The organism is Microbacterium sp. zg-B96, from assembly GCF_030246865.1.
Lineage (GTDB): Bacteria > Actinomycetota > Actinomycetes > Actinomycetales > Microbacteriaceae > Microbacterium.
This window is the reverse complement of record NZ_CP126738.1, coordinates 214,642-231,478: the sequence shown is the minus strand read 5'-3', so window position 1 is coordinate 231,478 and position 16,837 is coordinate 214,642. Positions and strand designations below refer to the sequence as shown.

Sequence of the window (16,837 nt, the reverse complement as noted above, 5' to 3'; positions counted from 1 at the left end):
TCTTCCTGAGTTATGGTCCGACGCGCCCGCGACTAGGCTGGTCGCCGCATCCCACCCCTGTCTTGAAGGAGCACCAGCTATGGGCGCGTACGACGCCGTCATCGAGATCCCGCGCGGCAGCCGCGTGAAGTACGAGGTCGACCACGGCACCGGCCGGGTGTACCTGGACCGCGTGCTGTTCACCCCGATGGGCTACCCCGCCAACTACGGGTTCTTCGAGAACACCCTCGGCGAGGACGGCGACCCGCTGGATGTCCTCGTGCTGCTGGACCGCGACCTGTACCCCGGCGTCATGGCGAAGGTGCGCCCCGTCGGCGTCCTGAAGATGAGCGACGAAGCAGGCGGCGACGACAAGGTCGTCGCGGTGCTCGCGAAGGACCCGCGCTGGGCGCACGTCCAGGACGTGTCCGACCTCGACGAGTGGACCAAGGGCGAGATCAACCACTTCTTCGAGCACTACAAGGACCTGGAGCCCGGCAAGTGGGTCAAGGTCGACGAGTGGGCGGATGCCGCAGAGGCAGAGCGACTCGTGGCCGAATCGTTCGTGCGGTTCCAGGAGCACGACGAGCAGACCCGCACGCAGGGTGAGGGCGAAGCGCCCAAGACCGTCTGACGGCGAGTGTTGTGAAGGGCGGGTGCTGCGGCATCCGCCCTTCGTCGTTTGCTAGACCGAGACGCCGCGGGCGCGCAGGAACGGTGCCGGATCGCGCCGCACCCCGTCGTCATACACCTCGAAGTGGAGGTGGCAGCCCGACGAAACCCCGGTGTTGCCCGCGTACGCGATGACCTGGCCGGCTCCGACGTTCTGACCGACGCCCACGGCGAAGCCCTGCGGGCGGATGTGCGCGTAGCCGGTGACGATGCCGCCGCCGTGGTCGATCTTGACGTAGTTGCCCCAACCGCCATAGCTGAATGACGCGTGGATCACACGGCCGGCCGCTGCGGCGTAGATCTGCGAGCCACAGCCGTTCGCAAAGTCGATGCCGCGGTGGCCGCTTCCGCTGCAGCCGCTGTCGGAGCAGATGCTGTCACGACCGCCGAACCCCGAGCTGATCCATCCGCCGTGCGGGCGTACCCAGCCCTGACCGCCACCGGATCCGCCGGGTGCAGCACCGCCGCCACCGCCACCGCCACCGCCGCCACCACCGCCACCGCCACCGCCACCGGCGTTGTTCTTGGCAGCCTCTTCGGCGGCCCTGCGTTCGGCTTCTATCTTCGCGAGTCGCTCGCGCTCGAGACGGGCCAGGCGTTCGGCCTCGACGCCGGCCTGGTAACCGGCGACGGTCTGCGCGGTGGTGTCCCGCAGCGCCGCGAGCTGTGCCTGCAGTGTCGCCTGGTGCTCGGTCTGCAGCGCGAGTGCCGCCTGCGCGGCTTCGGCGGCAGCCTGCGCCTGCACCATCTTCATCTCGGCCTCGGACTTGAGGCGGTCACGTTCTTCGCGGGCGACGGATGCCTGATCGCTCAGGCTCTGCGCGTTGTCGCGGGCACTGACGGCGTCGGTGTAGACGGCCTGGTTCGCGGCGAGGAGCTTGTCCATCGTGCCGAGCCGGGCCAGCAGGTCGTCGGCCGTTGCGGCCGAGCCCGAGAAGAACAGTTGGAGCGAGGTGTCGCCGCCGCCGTTGCGGTACAGCTGCGCGGCGACCTGGCCGGCCTTCTGCGCCGCCTCCAGTGCCCGAGCCTCTTCGGCATCCGCCTGCGCCTGCAGTGACTCGGCGCGATCCACAGCGGCTTCGAAAGCCTCCTGTGCTGCCTGGTACTCCAGGCCCAGGCGCTCGGCCTCGGCCTGCTTGTGTGCGACGTCGGCCGTGAGGTCGCTGATGAGCTTCTCGATGCGCGTGATCTCGGCGTTCTTGGCCGCCTCGTTCTGCTTCGCGCGCTGCACGTCGTCCCACGAGGGGTAACTTGCGGCGAAGGCCGCGGGCACGAACGGTGCGGCGAGCGCGCTGGCAGCGACCAGGCCGAAGGCGCCGACCGTCAGGACGCCGCGGCGGGTGATGCCGCTGGCAAACGCACGCTGCTCAGCCGGGGTGGGGGCGCAGCCGCAGTCTTCGGGGGTTTCCTTGCGCGGGAAACGCACGCGGCACCTCATCTCTTCGCCTCGTCGGGGGAACCAAGGCGTATTCACAGTAGCAACAACAGCCCCATCTGCAACGTTGAGCAGGGGTTTTCTGCCGCCGGACCAGGCTGCCTCTCGGCCCATCGTGGGCCCTCGACTCCCTCGGCACGCGGAGGACGCGCCCTCGATTGGTGTTTTGCCCCAGCAATGCTTATGCTTGGTCGTCGGTAAGCATGAGCACCGGGTTCGTCCCAACGGGCTCACTCGGCCCCATCGTTTAGCGGCCTAGGACGCCGCCCTTTCACGGCGGTAGCACGGGTTCGAATCCCGTTGGGGTCACACCTACAATTGAATATGCATGGCCCTGTAGCGCAGTTGGTTAGCGTGCCGCCCTGTCACGGCGGAGGTCGCGGGTTCAAGTCCCGTCAGGGTCGCTCCACAGCGACGGGCCCTCTTTCGAGAGGGCCTCTCGTGTCGGACGCGGCAATCATCGCACCGCCGCGCGGCTCTGTAGCTCAGTTGGTAGAGCGCACGACTGAAAATCGTGAGGTCACGGGATCGACGCCCGTCGGAGCCACTGGCCCTTCTTCCAGGCTTCTACTGGGAGGGGGGCCTTTGACGTTAACGCCCGGATGCCGCGACGAAGCCATCGGGTGAGGTTTTTCCGCACGCACGTCGTCGAGCCCCTAGGCTCGCCTCGAGCGCGGCACTGGGGTCGGCGCTCGAAAGGCGGCGACGATGGCCACCTCCCGGCATGCGGCGAGGGCTAAGCGAGCGAACCCACGCCGTCGCGCGGCGGCGCTGATCGCCGTGCTGGCGGTCGCCGGCATCGCCGTGGTCGCCGCAGTCGTGATCCCGCCGCTCACGGCGGCGGGCCGCCCTGCACCGCCGAGCACGCCGGCGCCCCCGCGGGCCACCGCCGCTCCCCCGCCGCCGGCCCTGACTCCCGCCGAGCAGTTGCTGGCTGCGACCGAGGATCCGAATGCCTGCGTCGTCACCTTCCAGCTCGACATCAACCCGCCCGATCCGCTGCTGGTCACCCAGGGCCAGCTGTACGGCGCGCTGCCCATTCCACGGCGCGATGGTGCCGTGTTCGCCGGCTGGTACCCGACGGCAGCGGATGCCGCGGGGCACACGACATCCGCACGCATCAACGGATCGAAGCTCGCCGCCTGCACCGACCGCCAGCGGGAACTGTTCGGCGCGTGGATGGCGCCCGACGCGGTCGCCGCCGAGGATGCGGCGATCCCGATCCTGATGTACCACCAGTTCACGACGAACCCCGAGGGCGAAGACGACTGGCTGCGACTGAACTACGCGTACATCGGCGACTTCCAGGCGCACATGGACTACATCGCGGCGGGCGGCTTCTACCTGCCCACCTGGGATGAGCTCAGTGCCTTCATCGACGGGGCCCTGTACCTGCCCGCCCGGTCGGTGATCATCACCGACGACGATGCCCACCACACCTGGCTCGAACTGGCAGCCCCGATCATCGAGTCGAAGGGGTTGCTGACGACGTCCTTCGTCATCACGAAGTTCCGCTCCGAGCCGGCACCCAACCCCTACGTGCTCCAGCGCTCCCACACGCACGACATGCACGAGGCCGGCGGCAACGGTCAGGGCCGCATCGTCAACTGGTCGGCGGCCGAGATCGCCGCCGACCTGGAAACCTCCGCACAGATCCTGGGGGCGAAAGAAGTGGTGGCCTACCCGTTCGGCCACCACAACGACACCGCGAAAGAGGGGCTGCGCCAGGCGGGATTCGACCTGGCCCGCACGATCGAGCAGGGATACGTCCGCCCCGGCACCGACAAGCTGGCCCTCCCCTGCATCCGCATCAACTACGGGATGACCGTGGACGACCTCAGGCAGCTCATCGGCTGACGTCGCCGCGTTCGTGGTGCGCTTCGTGTTCCACGCGCTGGCCGTCTACGCCCCCAAGCGCACTGCGGCCACCGCGCCGGCGCGCGACCGGCAGCCCGTGGGCGTCCGCGCCGAGCCCTAGGGCACCGAGCGGACGCCCAGCCGTCCGGCCCTAGGCTGGCGGGATGACTGCTCAGCCCTCCACCCTCACCGTGTTCGGCGCCGACTGGTGCCGCGACTGCCGCCGCACCAAGTCGCAGCTGGACGCCCTCGGCGTCGGCTACGAGTACATCGACCTCGAGACCGACCCGGCCGCCGCCGACGTCGCGCGCGAGATCTCGGGACGCACCAACATCCCCGTCGTGGTGTACCCCGACGCCACTCACCACGTCGAGCCCAGCAACGACGACGTCGAAGCCAAGCTGCGCGAACTCTCGCTGATCTGACCCCTACACTGCCCCCATGGGCTCTGTCGCGGCATCCGCCGATCTGACCCGGAGCACGATCGCCCGCTACGCGGTGGGCTCGATCGGCACGGGCGGCTTCGCCACGCTGCCGGGGCTGGTGCTGACGTACTACCTCACCGACAGCCTCGGGGTCACCGCGGTGCTCGCCGGCGTGATCGTCGCTGCCGCGAAGATCTGGGACGTGCTCATCGACCCCGTCATCGGCGCGCTCACCGACCGTGACCTCGCCCGCCACGGCTCGCGCCGCCGGCTGATGGCCGTCGGTGCGCTCGCGCTGCCGGTGCTGTTCGCGCTGACCTTCGCCGCACCGCCGCAGCTGGGCCCGACCCTCGGCGCGTTGTGGGTGCTGGTCGCGTTCGTCGCGACGGCCACGGCGTTCAGCCTGTTCCAGGTGCCCTACATCGCCCTGCCGGCCGAGCTCACCGGCGACTACGACGCCCGCACCACCCTGCTGACCTGGCGCGTGGTGGTGCTGACCTTCGCGATCCTGCTGTTCGGTGCCGGCGGCCCGCTGCTGCGCGGCGTGACCGGCGACCCGACCACCGGCTACCTCCTAATGGGGATCGTCGCGGGGGTCGTCATCGGTGCCGGCATGCTCGTGGCAACCGGAGTCGCCGGCCGCACCCGCACCCGCCGCTCTGCGATGGCTGCCGGCGGAACGTCGGCGGCGGAGCAGGCCGCACTGACCTCCCCCACCTTCAGCGGGCACGCCGAGCAGGCGATCGGCAAGGACGCCACCACGCCCGCCGGCGGCATCCGCGACAATTTCCGCTCCGCCTACGAGGCGCTGCGCCGCAGCGCGCCGTTCCGGGCGCTGCTGGCGACGTTCTGCCTGCAGGCGCTGGCCACCGGCATGATGCTCGCCGGCGCGCAGTACCTGGCGACCTGGGTGCTGCGATCCGAGGATGCCGTCACGCTGCTGTTCGTCGCACTGATCGCCCCCGCGCCGCTCGCCGCCCCCGGGTGGGGACGCATCGCGCGCCGCATCGGCAAGGAGCGCGCGTTCGTGTTCGCGAGCGTGCTGTTCGCCGCCGCGGCGCTGACCACGATCGGCGCGATGTGGGCGCCGGGCGCCTGGATCTACGCCCCGGTCGGCGTCGCCGGCATCGCCTACGCGGGCATGCAGTCGCTGCCGATGGCGATGCTCCCCGACGTCATCGCGCACGACGCGAGCCGCCACGGACCCGGCCGGGCCGGAGCGTTCGGCGGCGTGTGGACGGCGGGCGAGACCGCCGGCTTCGCGCTGGGCGCGACGACCCTGTCGATCGTGCTGGCCGTCACGGGCTACGTCGAGCGCACCGCCGGGCAGAGCGTCACCCAGCCGGATGCCGCCGTCGACGGCATCGTGCTGAGCTTCAGCGTGATTCCCGCCGCGCTGGTGGCGCTGAGCCTGGTCACCCTCACCCGGTACCGGCTGCGCCGCAGCGACATCGAGTCCGCCGGCACGCCTGCGGTCCCCGCCTAAACTGGACCTCCCGATCCGAAGGAGTGCTCCCGTGGCATCCATCGCCTCCCCCGCCGCTGCCTCCGCACTCGCCGACGCCGAACGGGCGAAGCTGGATGCCGCGATCGAGGACCTCCGCACCGGCACCCGGGTGTGGACGGGCCTCACGATCGGGCAGCGCCGCACGCTGCTGCGCCGCATCCGCGCCGCCGTCGTGGCCGTCGCGGAGGAATGGGCCGACGTCGCCGCGACGTCCAAGGGCCTGGAGCCGGGACATCCGCTGCGGGGCGAGGAGTGGCTCTCCGGACCGTATGCCGCACTCGTCGCGCTCGACGCCTACGCCGACACGCTCGGCGCGCTCGCCCGCGGCGCGAGTCCGCTCGACGGGCTGAAGATCGACGAGGCACCGGGCGGCCGGGTGCGCGTGCACGTGCTGCCGATCGCGCCGATCGACCGGCTGCTGCTGTCGGGGTACACCGGCGAGGTGTGGCTGCAGCCGGGGGTCTCGGCCGCCGACGCGGTGCGCACGGCGGGGCTGGGGCAGCTCGCGCGCGGGGAATCGGGCGGCGTGGGACTGGTGCTCGGGGCCGGCAACGTCACGGCGATCCCGTTCCTGGACGTGCTGTACGAGCTGCTCGCGTTCAACCGGGTCTCGCTGCTGAAGGTCAACCCGACCCAGGATGTCCTCGTGCCGGTGTTCGAGCGAGCCCTCGCGCCGCTGATCGGGCCCGGGATGCTGCGCATCGTCCGAGGCGGTGGTGACGTGGGCGGGTACCTGACGACGCACCCAGACATCGACCACGTGCACATCACCGGGTCGGTCACGACGTTCGACGCGATCGTGTGGGGACGGGGTGCGGATGCCGCGGAGCGCCGGGCGACGGGTGAACCGCAGCTGACCACACCCATCACGGCGGAGCTGGGCGGGGTGTCCCCCATCATCGTCGTGCCGGGCGAGTGGTCCGACGCCGACCTGCGCTTCCATGCCGAGCACGTCGTGACGATGCGCCTGTACAACAGCGGCCACAACTGCATCGCCGGCCAGCTGGTGCTGCTCAGCTCCGACTGGCCGCAGCGCGAGGCGTTCCTCGCGGCGCTGCGCACCGCATACGACGCGGCGCCCCGGCGCTCGGTCTGGTACCCGAACGGCCAGGCAAGCGTGGCTGCCGCGGCATCCGCGTATCCCGGCGCCGAACTCAGCGATGACGGCACCCGCCTGCTGGTGCACGCGCAGGGGGAGGATGCCGCGGCGATCGAGACCACGGAGTACTTCGCCCCCGTGCTCGGGGTCGTCGAGCTGCCCGGTGTCGGGCAGGAGTTCGTCGACGCCGCCGTCGCGCATGCGAACGACCGGCTCACCGGCACGCTCGGGGCGAATGTCCTCGTAGACCCGGTCGTGCAGACGGCGCTGGGCGACGGGTTCGAGCGCGCCATGGCGCAGCTGCGCTACGGGACCATCGCGATCAACGCGTGGACGGCGCTGGGCTTTCTCACCCCGACCTGCACGTGGGGCGCGTTCCCCGGCGGCACGCTCGCCGACGCCCCCAGCGGCATCGGCGTCGTGCACAACGCGCGACTGCTGGATCGGGTCGAGCGCAGCGTCGTGCGCGGGCCATTCCGCCCGTTCCCGGCGTCGCTGTCGGCCGGCAACCTTGCCGCGGGCGGCCGGCCGTCGGTGCTGCCGAAGCCGCCGTGGTTCGTCACCGCCCGTACCGGTGCTGCCGTGAGCGAGGGCCTGACGCGGTTCCGCATGGACGGCAACCCCGCGCGCCTGTCGGTGACGCTGCTGCAGGCCTTCGGCGCGTAGCCCCGCCCCCGCTCCCCTCGCTCCCCCGCCCCCAACGCCCCCGCTGCCTGCTGTTCGGTCGTCCCATTCGACCCTTCCTATCGCCGCTGCGGGCTCTATCGTGACGACCGAACCACGTGCGCCGTCGCTCGGTCGTCGCATCCGCACCCGTCGGGTGCCCGCACTGGGGCATTCGCGTCGACCGAACGGCCGCGCACCAGCACACACGCAAGCTGGTGCGCCTCCTCCACAGGCCCCGATCGCGCGGAGTCATCCCCCGATCGGCCACTGACGCGCACGCCGGCCCGCGACCATGGGCACGGTGGATGGATGCCACAACGCACACCCCTCCCCTCCGAACTCGGCGACGCCTTCACCGTTGCCCAGGCCGCGGCCCTCGGCGTTACCCGCAAGCGACTGACTCGGCCGGACCTCGCCCATCCGTTCCACGGCGTCCGGATGCGGCCGGCTGCAGGCGTCCCGGATGCCGGCTTGTTCGCCTCCCGGCGCGCCGAGCTGTGCGCCCGGGTCAGGGCGTACGCGCTCGTCATGCCGGAGGAGGCGTTCCTCTGTCTGGGCACGGCCGCGGTGCTCCACGGGTATCCCCTACGCCTGCCGGCATACGCCCCCATCGAGGTGGCGGTGCATCATCCCGGGCGCGCACCCCGCGGCCGTGGCGTCAATGGTCACGCCGTGCGGCCATCGCTCGCGCATGTGACCGCGGTCGACGGCATCCGCGTCACGTCCCCCGCGACGACCTGGGCCATGCTGGGCGCTCGTCTCGACCTCGCCGAGCTCGTGGCCTTCGGCGACGCGATGGTCCGAGTGCCGCGCCATCCCGGTGGGTTCCGTCCACCCAGCGGGCCACCGCTGGCGACGATCGAGCAGCTCGCCGCAGCATCCGTGGCGGGGCGTCGTGTCGGCGTGGATCGGCTGCGCCAGGCGCTTCCGCTGGTGCGCACCGGGAGTTCTTCGCCTGCGGAGACGAAGACGCGGCTCATGCTGGTGAACGGCGGGCTGCCCGAGCCGCAACTCGACGTCGACGTGTACGACGCACACGGGCGATGGCTCGGATGCAGCGAAATCGCGTACCCGGCGTACCGCGTCGCCGTTGAGTACGAGGGCGACCACCACCGCACGTCGCGCGAGCAGTGGAACCGGGACATCGAGAAGTACCAGGCCTACGCCGAGGCGGGGTGGCGCGTGGTCCGGCTGACGCACGAAATGGTCGACCGCCATCCACGTGAGGTGGTGCGCCAGGTGGCTGCCGCACTGCGAGCCGCGGGTTGGCGCGGCTGACCGACGGCATCCGGTCGTCACGAACGTCCCCGCAGGCGCCGCGAACGGGGGCGGATGCGACGACCCGACGGCCCGCGACCTCGCTCGGTCGTCACGAACGGACCCAACGCCGCCCGGCACGGGACGGATGCGACGACCGAACCACCCCGGCGGTGGCGCGAGACTCAGTCGAAGCGCTGCCCGGCGCTCACGACTGTGACGCCTCCGCATACGCCGGGAATCCAGCCCCGCCCGACGCCACCGCATCCGCGACCCCTGCGAACCGGTCGGTCGCGGCGCGCAGCGCGGCGGCGATCCCGGGTTCGGAGGCGGAATGCCCGGCGTCCGGAACTACGACGAACTCGGCCTCCGGCCACGCCCGGTGCAGATCCCACGCCGTCATCATCGGCGTGCAGACGTCGTACCGGCCCTGCACGATGACGCCCGGAATGTGGCGGATCGCCCCGGCATCCGCAATCAGCTGCCCCTCGCGCAGCCAGCCGCGGTTGAGGAAGTAGTGGTTCTCGATGCGCGCGAAAGCGGTGGCATCGGCAGGGTCGGACATCGACGCGACGAGCTCCTCGTCGGGTCGCAGCGTCACCGTCGATGCCTCCCAGCGCGACCACGCGACCCCCGCCGGCACGTGCACGGCCGGATCGGGGTCACTCAGTCGCCGGTGGTACGCCTCGATGAGGTGCGCCCGCTCGAGCACCGGGATCGGCGCGATGAACTCCTCCCACAGATCCGGGAAGATCGAGGACGCGCCGCCCTCGTAGAACCACTCCAGCTCGCAGGCGCGCAGCGTGAAGATGCCCCGCAGCACCAGTTCGCTCACCGCGGCCGGATGCGCCTGGGCGTAGGCCAGCGCGAGCGTGCTGCCCCACGATCCGCCGAACACCATCCACCGGGCGATGCCGAGGCTGCGTCGCAGCAGGTCGATGTCGGCGACCAAATGCCACGTGGTGTTGTGACGAAGGTCGGCATCCGGGCTGCTCGCGTGCGGCGTGCTGCGTCCGCAGCCGCGCTGATCGAACAGGATGATGCGGTAGACCTCGGGGTCGAAGAACCGCCGCTGCCAGGGCGACGTGCCGCCACCGGGTCCACCGTGGAGGAACACGACCGGCTTGCCATCGGGGTTGCCCGACTGCTCCCAGTACATGCGATTGCCTTCGCCCACCAGCAACTCGCCGGTTTCATACGGCTCGATGGGTGGGTAGAGGATGCCGTCGAGGTGCGCGATGTCGCTCACAATTCCGATCCTGATGCAGAGAAGGTGTCGCACGACTGGGCGCCGTGCTGGTAGCCGGTGTCGAACCAGCGTTGACGTTGCTCGCTGGAGCCGTGGGTCCAGCTCTCGGGATTCACCGTGCCGCCGGATTGCCGCTGGATGTTGTCGTCGCCGACGGCTGCCGCTGCCCCCAGGGCATCGCGGATCTCGGTCTCGGTCGGTGCCTGCATGAACGGCACGCCGTTCTCATCGACCTGCCGGGGAAGGTCGGCCACCCACGCGCCGGCGAGGCAGTCCGCCTGCAGTTCGATGCGCACGCCGTTGCTGTCGGGGCCGCTGTCGCCCGGCGGGTAGCGGTCGAAGATGCCGGTGATCTGCTGCACGTGGTGCCCGTACTCGTGGGCGAGCACGTACAGCTGCGCGAGGGGCCCTGCGGTCGTGCCGAACTGTTCGCGCAGGATGCCGAAGAACGTCGGGTCGACGTAGACGGTCTCCTCCGACGGGCAGTAGAAGGGGCCGGTGGCGTTGGATGCCGTGCCGCACGCAGTCGGCGTCGACCCGTCCACCACGATCAGCTGCGGCTGGCGGTAGCCGTCCAGCTCCGCCGCCCAGAACTGGTCGAGGTTCAGCGATGCGGCGGCCAGGCGGCAGTCGTCTCTCGCGTTCGCGTCGGCGCCGCTGTCGCAGTTCTCGATCGCGGACTCCTCCGCCGCCCCGCCGGCGCCGGCCCCGCCCAGCAGGCTGGTGAAGTCCTGGCCGGTGAAGATGCTCAGCAGCAGCACCGCGATGCCGCCGATGCCGGCGATGCCCCCTCCGACGATGGCGCCGCCGCGGCCACGGCGCTTGGCCGTGTTGCCGCCGACTCGGGCGTTGTCGTTGAACGTCACGCCTCACAAGGTACCGTTCCGCGCCCGGGAAACCGGGGTGCCGGACCGCGATCGCCCGGGTCCGGTACACTCACCGCCCCTCCGTGCACCTCTAGGCTCAAGGAATGGATGCCACCCCCGTCACCGTGACCATCACCGGCGCCGGAGGGCAGATCGGCTACGCACTGCTGTTCCGCATCGCCGCGGGCGACATGCTCGGTCCGGATCAGCCGGTGCGGCTGCGGCTGCTGGAGATCCCGCAGGGGGTGCGCGCCGCCGAAGGCGCCGCGCTCGAACTGCAGGACTGCGCCTTCGCCCTGCTGCAGGACGTCGAGGTGACCGACGACCCGGCCGTCGCCTTCGCCGGCGCCGACCGCGTGCTGCTCGTGGGGTCCCGGCCCCGGGCGGCGGGCATGGAGCGCGCCGACCTGCTGGCCGCCAACGCCGGCATCTTCGCGCCGCAAGGTGCGGCGATCGCGCAGCACGCCGCCGCCGATGTGCGCGTGCTGACGGTGGGCAACCCCGCCAATACCAATGCCATGGTCGCGGCCGCCGCCGCCGCCGGCGTCCCGGCCGAGCGCTTCAGTGCGCTGACCCGGCTCGATCACGACCGAGCGGTCGGCCAGCTGTCCGCTGCGCTCCAGGTCACGCCGACGACCCTCCACGGCGTGACCATCTGGGGCAACCACTCCAGTACCCAGTTCCCCGACGTCTCGCACGCCACCGTCGCCGGACGCCCGGTGTTCGACGCGCTGGCGGAGCAGCTGGGCGGGACGGATGCCGCGGCATCGTGGCTCGACGACGTGTTCATTCCGCGGGTGGCGCGGCGCGGGGCGGAGATCATCGAAGTACGAGGGTCGTCGTCGGTCGCGTCGGCGGCCAACGCCGCGATCTCGCACGTGCGCGACGAGGCGCTCGGCACGCACTCGGGTTGGACGTCGGCGGCACTCGTGTCGCGCGGGGAGTACGGGGTGCCCGAGGGACTGGTCTGCTCGTTCCCGGTGACCAGCGACGGGTCTGGTTACCGCGTCGTCGAGGGACTCGAGCTCGACGACCGGGCCAGAGCACGACTGGCGGCATCGGTGGCCGAACTCGCGGCGGAGCGCGACGCGGTGCGGGAGCTCGGCGCGATCTGACCGGTCGCGGGTCAGGCGGCGACGTACGCCCGCAGGTGCTGGGCGGTGAGGCTGTCGCCACGTTGCACCAGCTCGGTCGGGGTGCCTTCGAACACGATCGTCCCGCCGTCGTGGCCGGCACCGGGACCGAGGTCGATGATCCAGTCGGCGTGCGCCATCACCGCCTGGTGGTGCTCGATCACGACGACGGAGTTGCCGGCATCCACCAGCCGGTCGAGCATGCCCAGCAGATTGTCGACGTCGGCCAGGTGCAGCCCGGTGGTCGGCTCGTCGAGCACGTAGACCGCGCCCTTCTTGGCCATGCTGATCGCGAGCTTCAGCCGCTGCCGCTCGCCCCCGGAGAGGGTGTTCAGCCGCTGCCCGAGGGTCAGGTACGACAGTCCCACATCGACCATGCGGGCCAGCGTGGTGTGAGCGGGCCCTGTGGCGAAGAAGGATGCCGCCTCGGCCACCGGCATCGACAGCACCTCGTCGATGTTCTTGCCGTCCAGGCGATACTCCAGCACCTCGTCGGTGAACCGGCGCCCCTCGCACACCTCGCAGACCGTCTCGACGGTGGACATGAAGCCCAGCTCGGTGATGATGACCCCGAGGCCCTTGCACACCGGGCAGGCGCCCTCGGAGTTCGCGCTGAACAGCGCCGGCTTCACGCCGTTGGCCTTCGCGAAGGCGGTGCGGATGACATCGAGTACGCCGGTGTAGGTGGCCGGGTTGCTGCGGCGCGACCCGCGGATGGCCGATTGGTCGACCACGACCACGTCGTCGAACGCAGGGAGGTTCCCATGGATGAGCGATGACTTGCCCGACCCGGCGACGCCGGTGACGACGGTGAGCACTCCGGTGGGGATGTCGACATCGACGCCGCGCAGATTGTGCTGCGTCGCGCCGCGGATCGGCATCGTGCCGCGGTGGGGGCGGACGGAGTCCTTCAGTTGGGCGCGGTGATCCAGGTGCCGCCCGGTCACGGTGTCCGAGGCTCGCAGTCCTGCGACGTCGCCGCGATACATGATCGCGCCGCCGTTGCGCCCGGCCCCCGGGCCGAGATCCACGACGTAGTCGGCGATGTCGATGACCTCGGGTTTGTGTTCGACGACCAGCACGGTGTTTCCCTTGTCGCGCAGGCGCAGCAGCAGAGCGTTCATGCGCTGGATGTCGTGGGGGTGCAGCCCCGCCGTCGGCTCGTCGAAGACGTAGGTCACGTCGGTGAGCGCCGAGCCGAGGTGGCGGATCATCCGCGTGCGCTGCGCTTCGCCGCCGGACAGCGTGCCCGAGGCGCGATCGAGCGAGAGGTAGCCGAGCCCGATCTCGACGAACGAATCGATCGTGTGGCGCAGTCCCGCGATGAGCGGCGCCACACTCGGGTCGTCGATGGTGCGCAGCCACTCGGCGAGATCGGTGATCTGCATCGCCGCGGCATCCGCGATGCTCACCCCGTCGATCGTGGACGACCGCGCCGCCTCGCTCAGCCGGGTGCCCCCGCACTCGGGGCACGGCGTGAACTTCACTGCTCGGTCCACGAACGCCCGGATGTGCGGCTGCAGCGCGTCACGATCCTTCTGCAGGAAGCTCTTGGTCATCTTCGGGATGAGCCCCTCGTAGGTCATGTTGATCCCCTGGATCTTGACCTTGGTGGGCTCTTTGTAGAGGAAGTCGTGCCGTTCCGCCTCGGTGTAGTCCTGGATCTTCTTGTCGGCGTCGATGAAGCCCGACTCGGTGAAAGCGCGCACCATCCAGCCGTCGACGCTGTAGCCGGGGACGGTCATCGCCCCCTCGGCCAGCGACTTGGTGCGGTCGAACAGCTCGTCCAGATCGATGTCGCTGACCTCGCCGGTGCCCTCGCAGCGGGGGCACATACCGCCGGTGACGGTGTACTCGCGCTTCACCGCCTTCTTGTCGCCCACCTTGATGGCGCCCGCCCCCGTGACCGACGGCACGTTGAAGGAGTAGGCCTGCGATGAGCCGATGTGCGGGAGGGCGAGCCGGCTGTAGAGGATCCGCAGCATCGCATGAGCGTCGGTGGCGGTGCCCACCGTGGAGCGGGAGTTGCCGCCCATCCGCTCCTGGTCCACCAGGATCGCGGTGGTCAGCCCCTCCAGGAAATCCACGTCGGGCCGCGGGAGGGTGGGCATGAAGCCCTGCACGAACGTGCTGTAGGTCTCGTTGATGAGCCGCTGCGACTCGGCGGCGATCGTGCCGAACACCAGCGACGACTTGCCCGACCCGCTGACGCCGGTGAAGACGGTCAGCCGGCGCTTGGGCAGGTCGATGGTGACGTCCTGCAGGTTGTTCTCGCGCGCGCCGATGACGCGGATGATGTCGTGGGTGTCGGGGTCGCTGGCGGACTCGACGGCGTTGGCGGTCATGGCGATCCCTTCCGTTGCGCATCTCAGCATGCCCCCTTCTGCGGACATCCGCAGTCCTCGATATCGTGCAGGCATCGCAACCGCACGCGAGGGGAGGTGCGCATGGATGCCGTCATCGTGCTGGCCATCCTGGGGGTCGTCGTCATCGCCGTGGCGACCGGCCTGGCCCCGCGGCTGAACATCGCCGGTCCCCTGCTGCTCGTGATCGCAGGACTCGGGGTGAGCCTGCTGCCGTTCGTGCCCGCGGTGGAGGTGGATCCGGAGATCATCCTCGTCGGCATCCTGCCGCCGCTGCTGTACTCCGCGGCGGTGTCGCTGCCGGCGATCGAATTCCGCCGCGACTTCGGGCCCATCGCGGGGCTGTCGGTCGTGCTCGTGGTGATCAGCTCGGTCGTGCTCGGGCTGTTCTTCACGTGGGCGATCCCGGACCTGGGGCTGCTGCAGGCGATCGCGCTGGGGGCGATCCTCAGCCCGACGGATGCCGTGGCCACCTCCATCGTCAAGCGTCTTGGGCTCTCACCCCGCGTGGTGACGATGCTCGAGGGCGAGAGCCTGCTCAACGATGCGACCTCGCTCGTGCTGCTGCGCACCGCCGTCGCCGCCGTCGCCACCGGCGGCGCGGTTGCGGCGGGCGAGTTCGCCGGCGCCTTCGCGTGGGGCGTGCTGGTCGCGCTGGCCGTGGGGGCGCTGGTGGGTCTGCTGAGCCTGCGCTTTCGCACCTGGGTCGGCCACTCCGCCGCCAACACCGCCGTCGGTTTCGCCGTGCCCTTCGCCGCCTACCTTCCCACCGAGCACCTGGGCGGGTCGGGCCTGGTCGCGGCGGTCGTCGCGGGGATCGTCACGGGGCAGGGCTCGGCGCGGTGGCTCACCGCCGAGCAGCGACTGTCGGCCACGCTCAACTGGCGCACGATCGAACTCGTCCTCGAGGGTGCGGTGTTCCTCATCATGGGTCTGGAGCTCAAGGACATCTGGCGCGAGAATGTCGCTCTGCACGATGGTCCGCTGCGCGCCGCTTGGCTGGCACTCGCGGCGCTCGGCATCGTGCTGGTCGTGCGAACCGGCTACGTCGCGCTGCTGGTGCAGCTGCAGGGGCGCCGCGCGCGCCACAAGCAGCGGGAGCGGCTCGACCGGTTCGGCGCCCGGATCGAAGCCATCGACCCGCAGCAGGGCGACACCGGCACGCCGCCCCACCGCGCGGCCTTCACCGAGCGGCGCATCGCGGCGCTGCGTCGGCGGCTGCGGCGCGCGTTCGCCGACCTGGACTACTACCAGTCCTCGCCGCTGGGCTGGAAGCACGGCGCGATCATCGTCTGGGCAGGCATGCGCGGCGTCGTGACCCTCGCGGCGGCGCAGACCCTCCCCCGCGACACCCCCGCCCGGGAACTGCTCATCCTCACCGCGTTCCTCGTGGCGGTGATCAGCCTGCTCGTGCAGGGCTTCACTCTCCCCGCCTTCGCCCGCCTGCTGCGGATCCCGCCGGAAAGCGACGAGCTGACGAGGGACGAACAGGACCGCATCGACGGTGAGCTGCGCGAAGCGGCGATGATCGCGCTCTCGCACCCCGACCTGCGGCGCCGCGACGGCACGCCGTTTCCCGCCGACCTGGTCGAGCGGGTGGGCGGGAGCCTTGCCGATCCCCCCGACGAGGAGGAGACCGTCGCGCACCGGGAGGCGCTGGAGCTGCGGCTGGCTCTCATCCGGGCGATGCGCGTGCGACTGGTGTCGCTGTCGAACAGCGGGCTCAGCTCCGCGGCGCTGCGCCACTCGCTGGCCGAACTCGACGCCGACGAACTGAGTCTGCGACTGCGGCTGGACGACGACGACTAGGGTCCGCCCGCCGGCTGCGGGACAATAGTGGGGAACAAGGAGCCGCCATGACCGATGCCACGCCACAGGATGCCGCCGGGTACCGCGCCCCCGCAGACTATGCGGAGTCGATCGCGCTGCCGACCGAGCCGGGCGAGGTGCCCCCTGCCTTCCGCGACCTGGAGCAGTCGCGCGATTGGTGGCTGGCCCGGCCCGCCGGTTCCCGCCTGGTGGGGCTCGTGGTCGCTCGCGACGACATGCCCTCCATCGTGCGTCAGCGCGATGAGCTCTCCCGCTTCGGCGTGCCGATCGAAGGTTTCCGCCACCCCGCACCCGAGACGATGGAGACCTGGCAGGAGCGCCTCACCCGGCTGTTCGGCCGGCTCTCCGGCGGCGACGTGGTGGTCGTCGCCACCGTGCACGCGCTCGGTCGCAACGTCGACGAGGAGGCCCGCACGATCGCGGAGCTGCGCCGTCGCGGCGTCATCGTCAAGGTGCTGTCGCACACCGCCGACACCGGGGCGGTGCCTCTGCCCTGACG

13 protein-coding genes and 3 tRNA genes are annotated in these 16,837 nt (G+C 70.8%); 12 read left to right on the top strand and 4 right to left on the bottom strand.

Features of this window, described 5'->3' with window-relative positions:
- Positions 1 to 79 precede the first annotated feature (79 nt).
- Positions 80 to 613 carry an inorganic diphosphatase gene (locus QNO11_RS01060; RefSeq protein WP_257508874.1) on the top strand — a complete coding sequence of 178 codons (534 nt, stop codon included), beginning with the start codon at positions 80 to 82 and terminating at the stop codon, positions 611 to 613.
- A 51-nt stretch (positions 614 to 664) separates the two neighbouring features.
- Here QNO11_RS01060 and QNO11_RS01055 read toward each other — a convergent pair whose 3' ends face one another.
- Positions 665 to 2,077: a M23 family metallopeptidase gene (locus QNO11_RS01055; RefSeq protein WP_257508873.1), complete on the bottom strand. Its 1,413-nt coding sequence runs from the start codon at positions 2,075 to 2,077 to the stop codon at positions 665 to 667.
- Positions 2,078 to 2,322: 245 nt separating this feature from the next.
- Between QNO11_RS01055 and QNO11_RS01050 the strand changes: the two genes are divergently transcribed.
- From QNO11_RS01050 to QNO11_RS01015, 8 genes are all read left to right on the top strand, one after another.
- A tRNA-Glu gene (locus QNO11_RS01050) sits at positions 2,323 to 2,395 on the top strand.
- Positions 2,396 to 2,416: 21 nt separating this feature from the next.
- A tRNA-Asp gene (locus tag QNO11_RS01045) sits at positions 2,417 to 2,490 on the top strand.
- Positions 2,491 to 2,560: 70 nt separating this feature from the next.
- Positions 2,561 to 2,633 (top strand) — tRNA-Phe (locus tag QNO11_RS01040).
- A 161-nt stretch (positions 2,634 to 2,794) separates the two neighbouring features.
- On the top strand, positions 2,795 to 3,943 hold the full coding sequence (locus QNO11_RS01035) for a polysaccharide deacetylase family protein (RefSeq protein ID WP_257508872.1): 1,149 nt from the start codon (positions 2,795 to 2,797) through the stop codon (positions 3,941 to 3,943).
- Between the two features lie 164 nt (positions 3,944 to 4,107).
- Positions 4,108 to 4,368 (top strand): glutaredoxin family protein, encoded by a 261-nt coding sequence (locus QNO11_RS01030; protein ID WP_257508871.1) that lies wholly within the window; start codon positions 4,108 to 4,110, stop codon positions 4,366 to 4,368.
- Positions 4,369 to 4,384: 16 nt separating this feature from the next.
- Entirely contained in the window at positions 4,385 to 5,854 is a 1,470-nt protein-coding gene (locus QNO11_RS01025; RefSeq protein WP_257508870.1) for an MFS transporter, read from the top strand.
- Positions 5,855 to 5,885: 31 nt separating this feature from the next.
- Positions 5,886 to 7,640 carry an aldehyde dehydrogenase family protein gene (locus QNO11_RS01020; protein WP_257508869.1) on the top strand — a complete coding sequence of 585 codons (1,755 nt, stop codon included), beginning with the start codon at positions 5,886 to 5,888 and terminating at the stop codon, positions 7,638 to 7,640.
- 309 nt (positions 7,641 to 7,949) lie between these two features.
- The gene (locus tag QNO11_RS01015; RefSeq protein ID WP_257508868.1) at positions 7,950 to 8,918 is read left to right on the top strand and encodes an endonuclease domain-containing protein; all 969 of its coding nucleotides are present in this window, start codon (positions 7,950 to 7,952) and stop codon (positions 8,916 to 8,918) included.
- Positions 8,919 to 9,105: 187 nt separating this feature from the next.
- Here the strand turns inward: QNO11_RS01015 and pip are convergent, their stop codons facing one another.
- Both pip and ypfJ read right to left on the bottom strand, forming a co-directional pair.
- A complete protein-coding gene (gene pip, locus QNO11_RS01010; protein ID WP_257508867.1) occupies positions 9,106 to 10,146 on the bottom strand; it encodes a prolyl aminopeptidase in 1,041 nt (346 codons plus the stop codon).
- Positions 10,143 to 11,012 (bottom strand): KPN_02809 family neutral zinc metallopeptidase, encoded by an 870-nt coding sequence (gene ypfJ / locus QNO11_RS01005; RefSeq protein WP_257508866.1) that lies wholly within the window; start codon positions 11,010 to 11,012, stop codon positions 10,143 to 10,145. The genes pip and ypfJ overlap by 4 nt, the downstream gene beginning before the upstream one ends.
- Before the next feature lie 104 nt (positions 11,013 to 11,116).
- Between ypfJ and QNO11_RS01000 the strand changes: the two genes are divergently transcribed.
- Positions 11,117 to 12,127, top strand: a complete 1,011-nt coding sequence (locus tag QNO11_RS01000; RefSeq protein WP_257508865.1) for a malate dehydrogenase — start codon at positions 11,117 to 11,119, stop codon at positions 12,125 to 12,127.
- An 11-nt stretch (positions 12,128 to 12,138) separates the two neighbouring features.
- Here the strand turns inward: QNO11_RS01000 and QNO11_RS00995 are convergent, their stop codons facing one another.
- Complete coding sequence (locus QNO11_RS00995) at positions 12,139 to 14,490, bottom strand: ATP-binding cassette domain-containing protein (RefSeq protein WP_257508864.1); 2,352 nt, start codon at positions 14,488 to 14,490, stop codon at positions 12,139 to 12,141.
- A gap of 102 nt (positions 14,491 to 14,592) precedes the next feature.
- On the opposite strand from QNO11_RS00995, the gene QNO11_RS00990 reads away from it, so the two are divergent.
- Both QNO11_RS00990 and QNO11_RS00985 read left to right on the top strand, forming a co-directional pair.
- Complete coding sequence (locus QNO11_RS00990) at positions 14,593 to 16,317, top strand: cation:proton antiporter (RefSeq protein ID WP_257508863.1); 1,725 nt, start codon at positions 14,593 to 14,595, stop codon at positions 16,315 to 16,317.
- Between the two features lie 47 nt (positions 16,318 to 16,364).
- The gene (locus QNO11_RS00985) at positions 16,365 to 16,835 is read left to right on the top strand and encodes a recombinase family protein (RefSeq protein ID WP_257508862.1); all 471 of its coding nucleotides are present in this window, start codon (positions 16,365 to 16,367) and stop codon (positions 16,833 to 16,835) included.
- Positions 16,836 to 16,837: the final 2 nt, after the last annotated feature.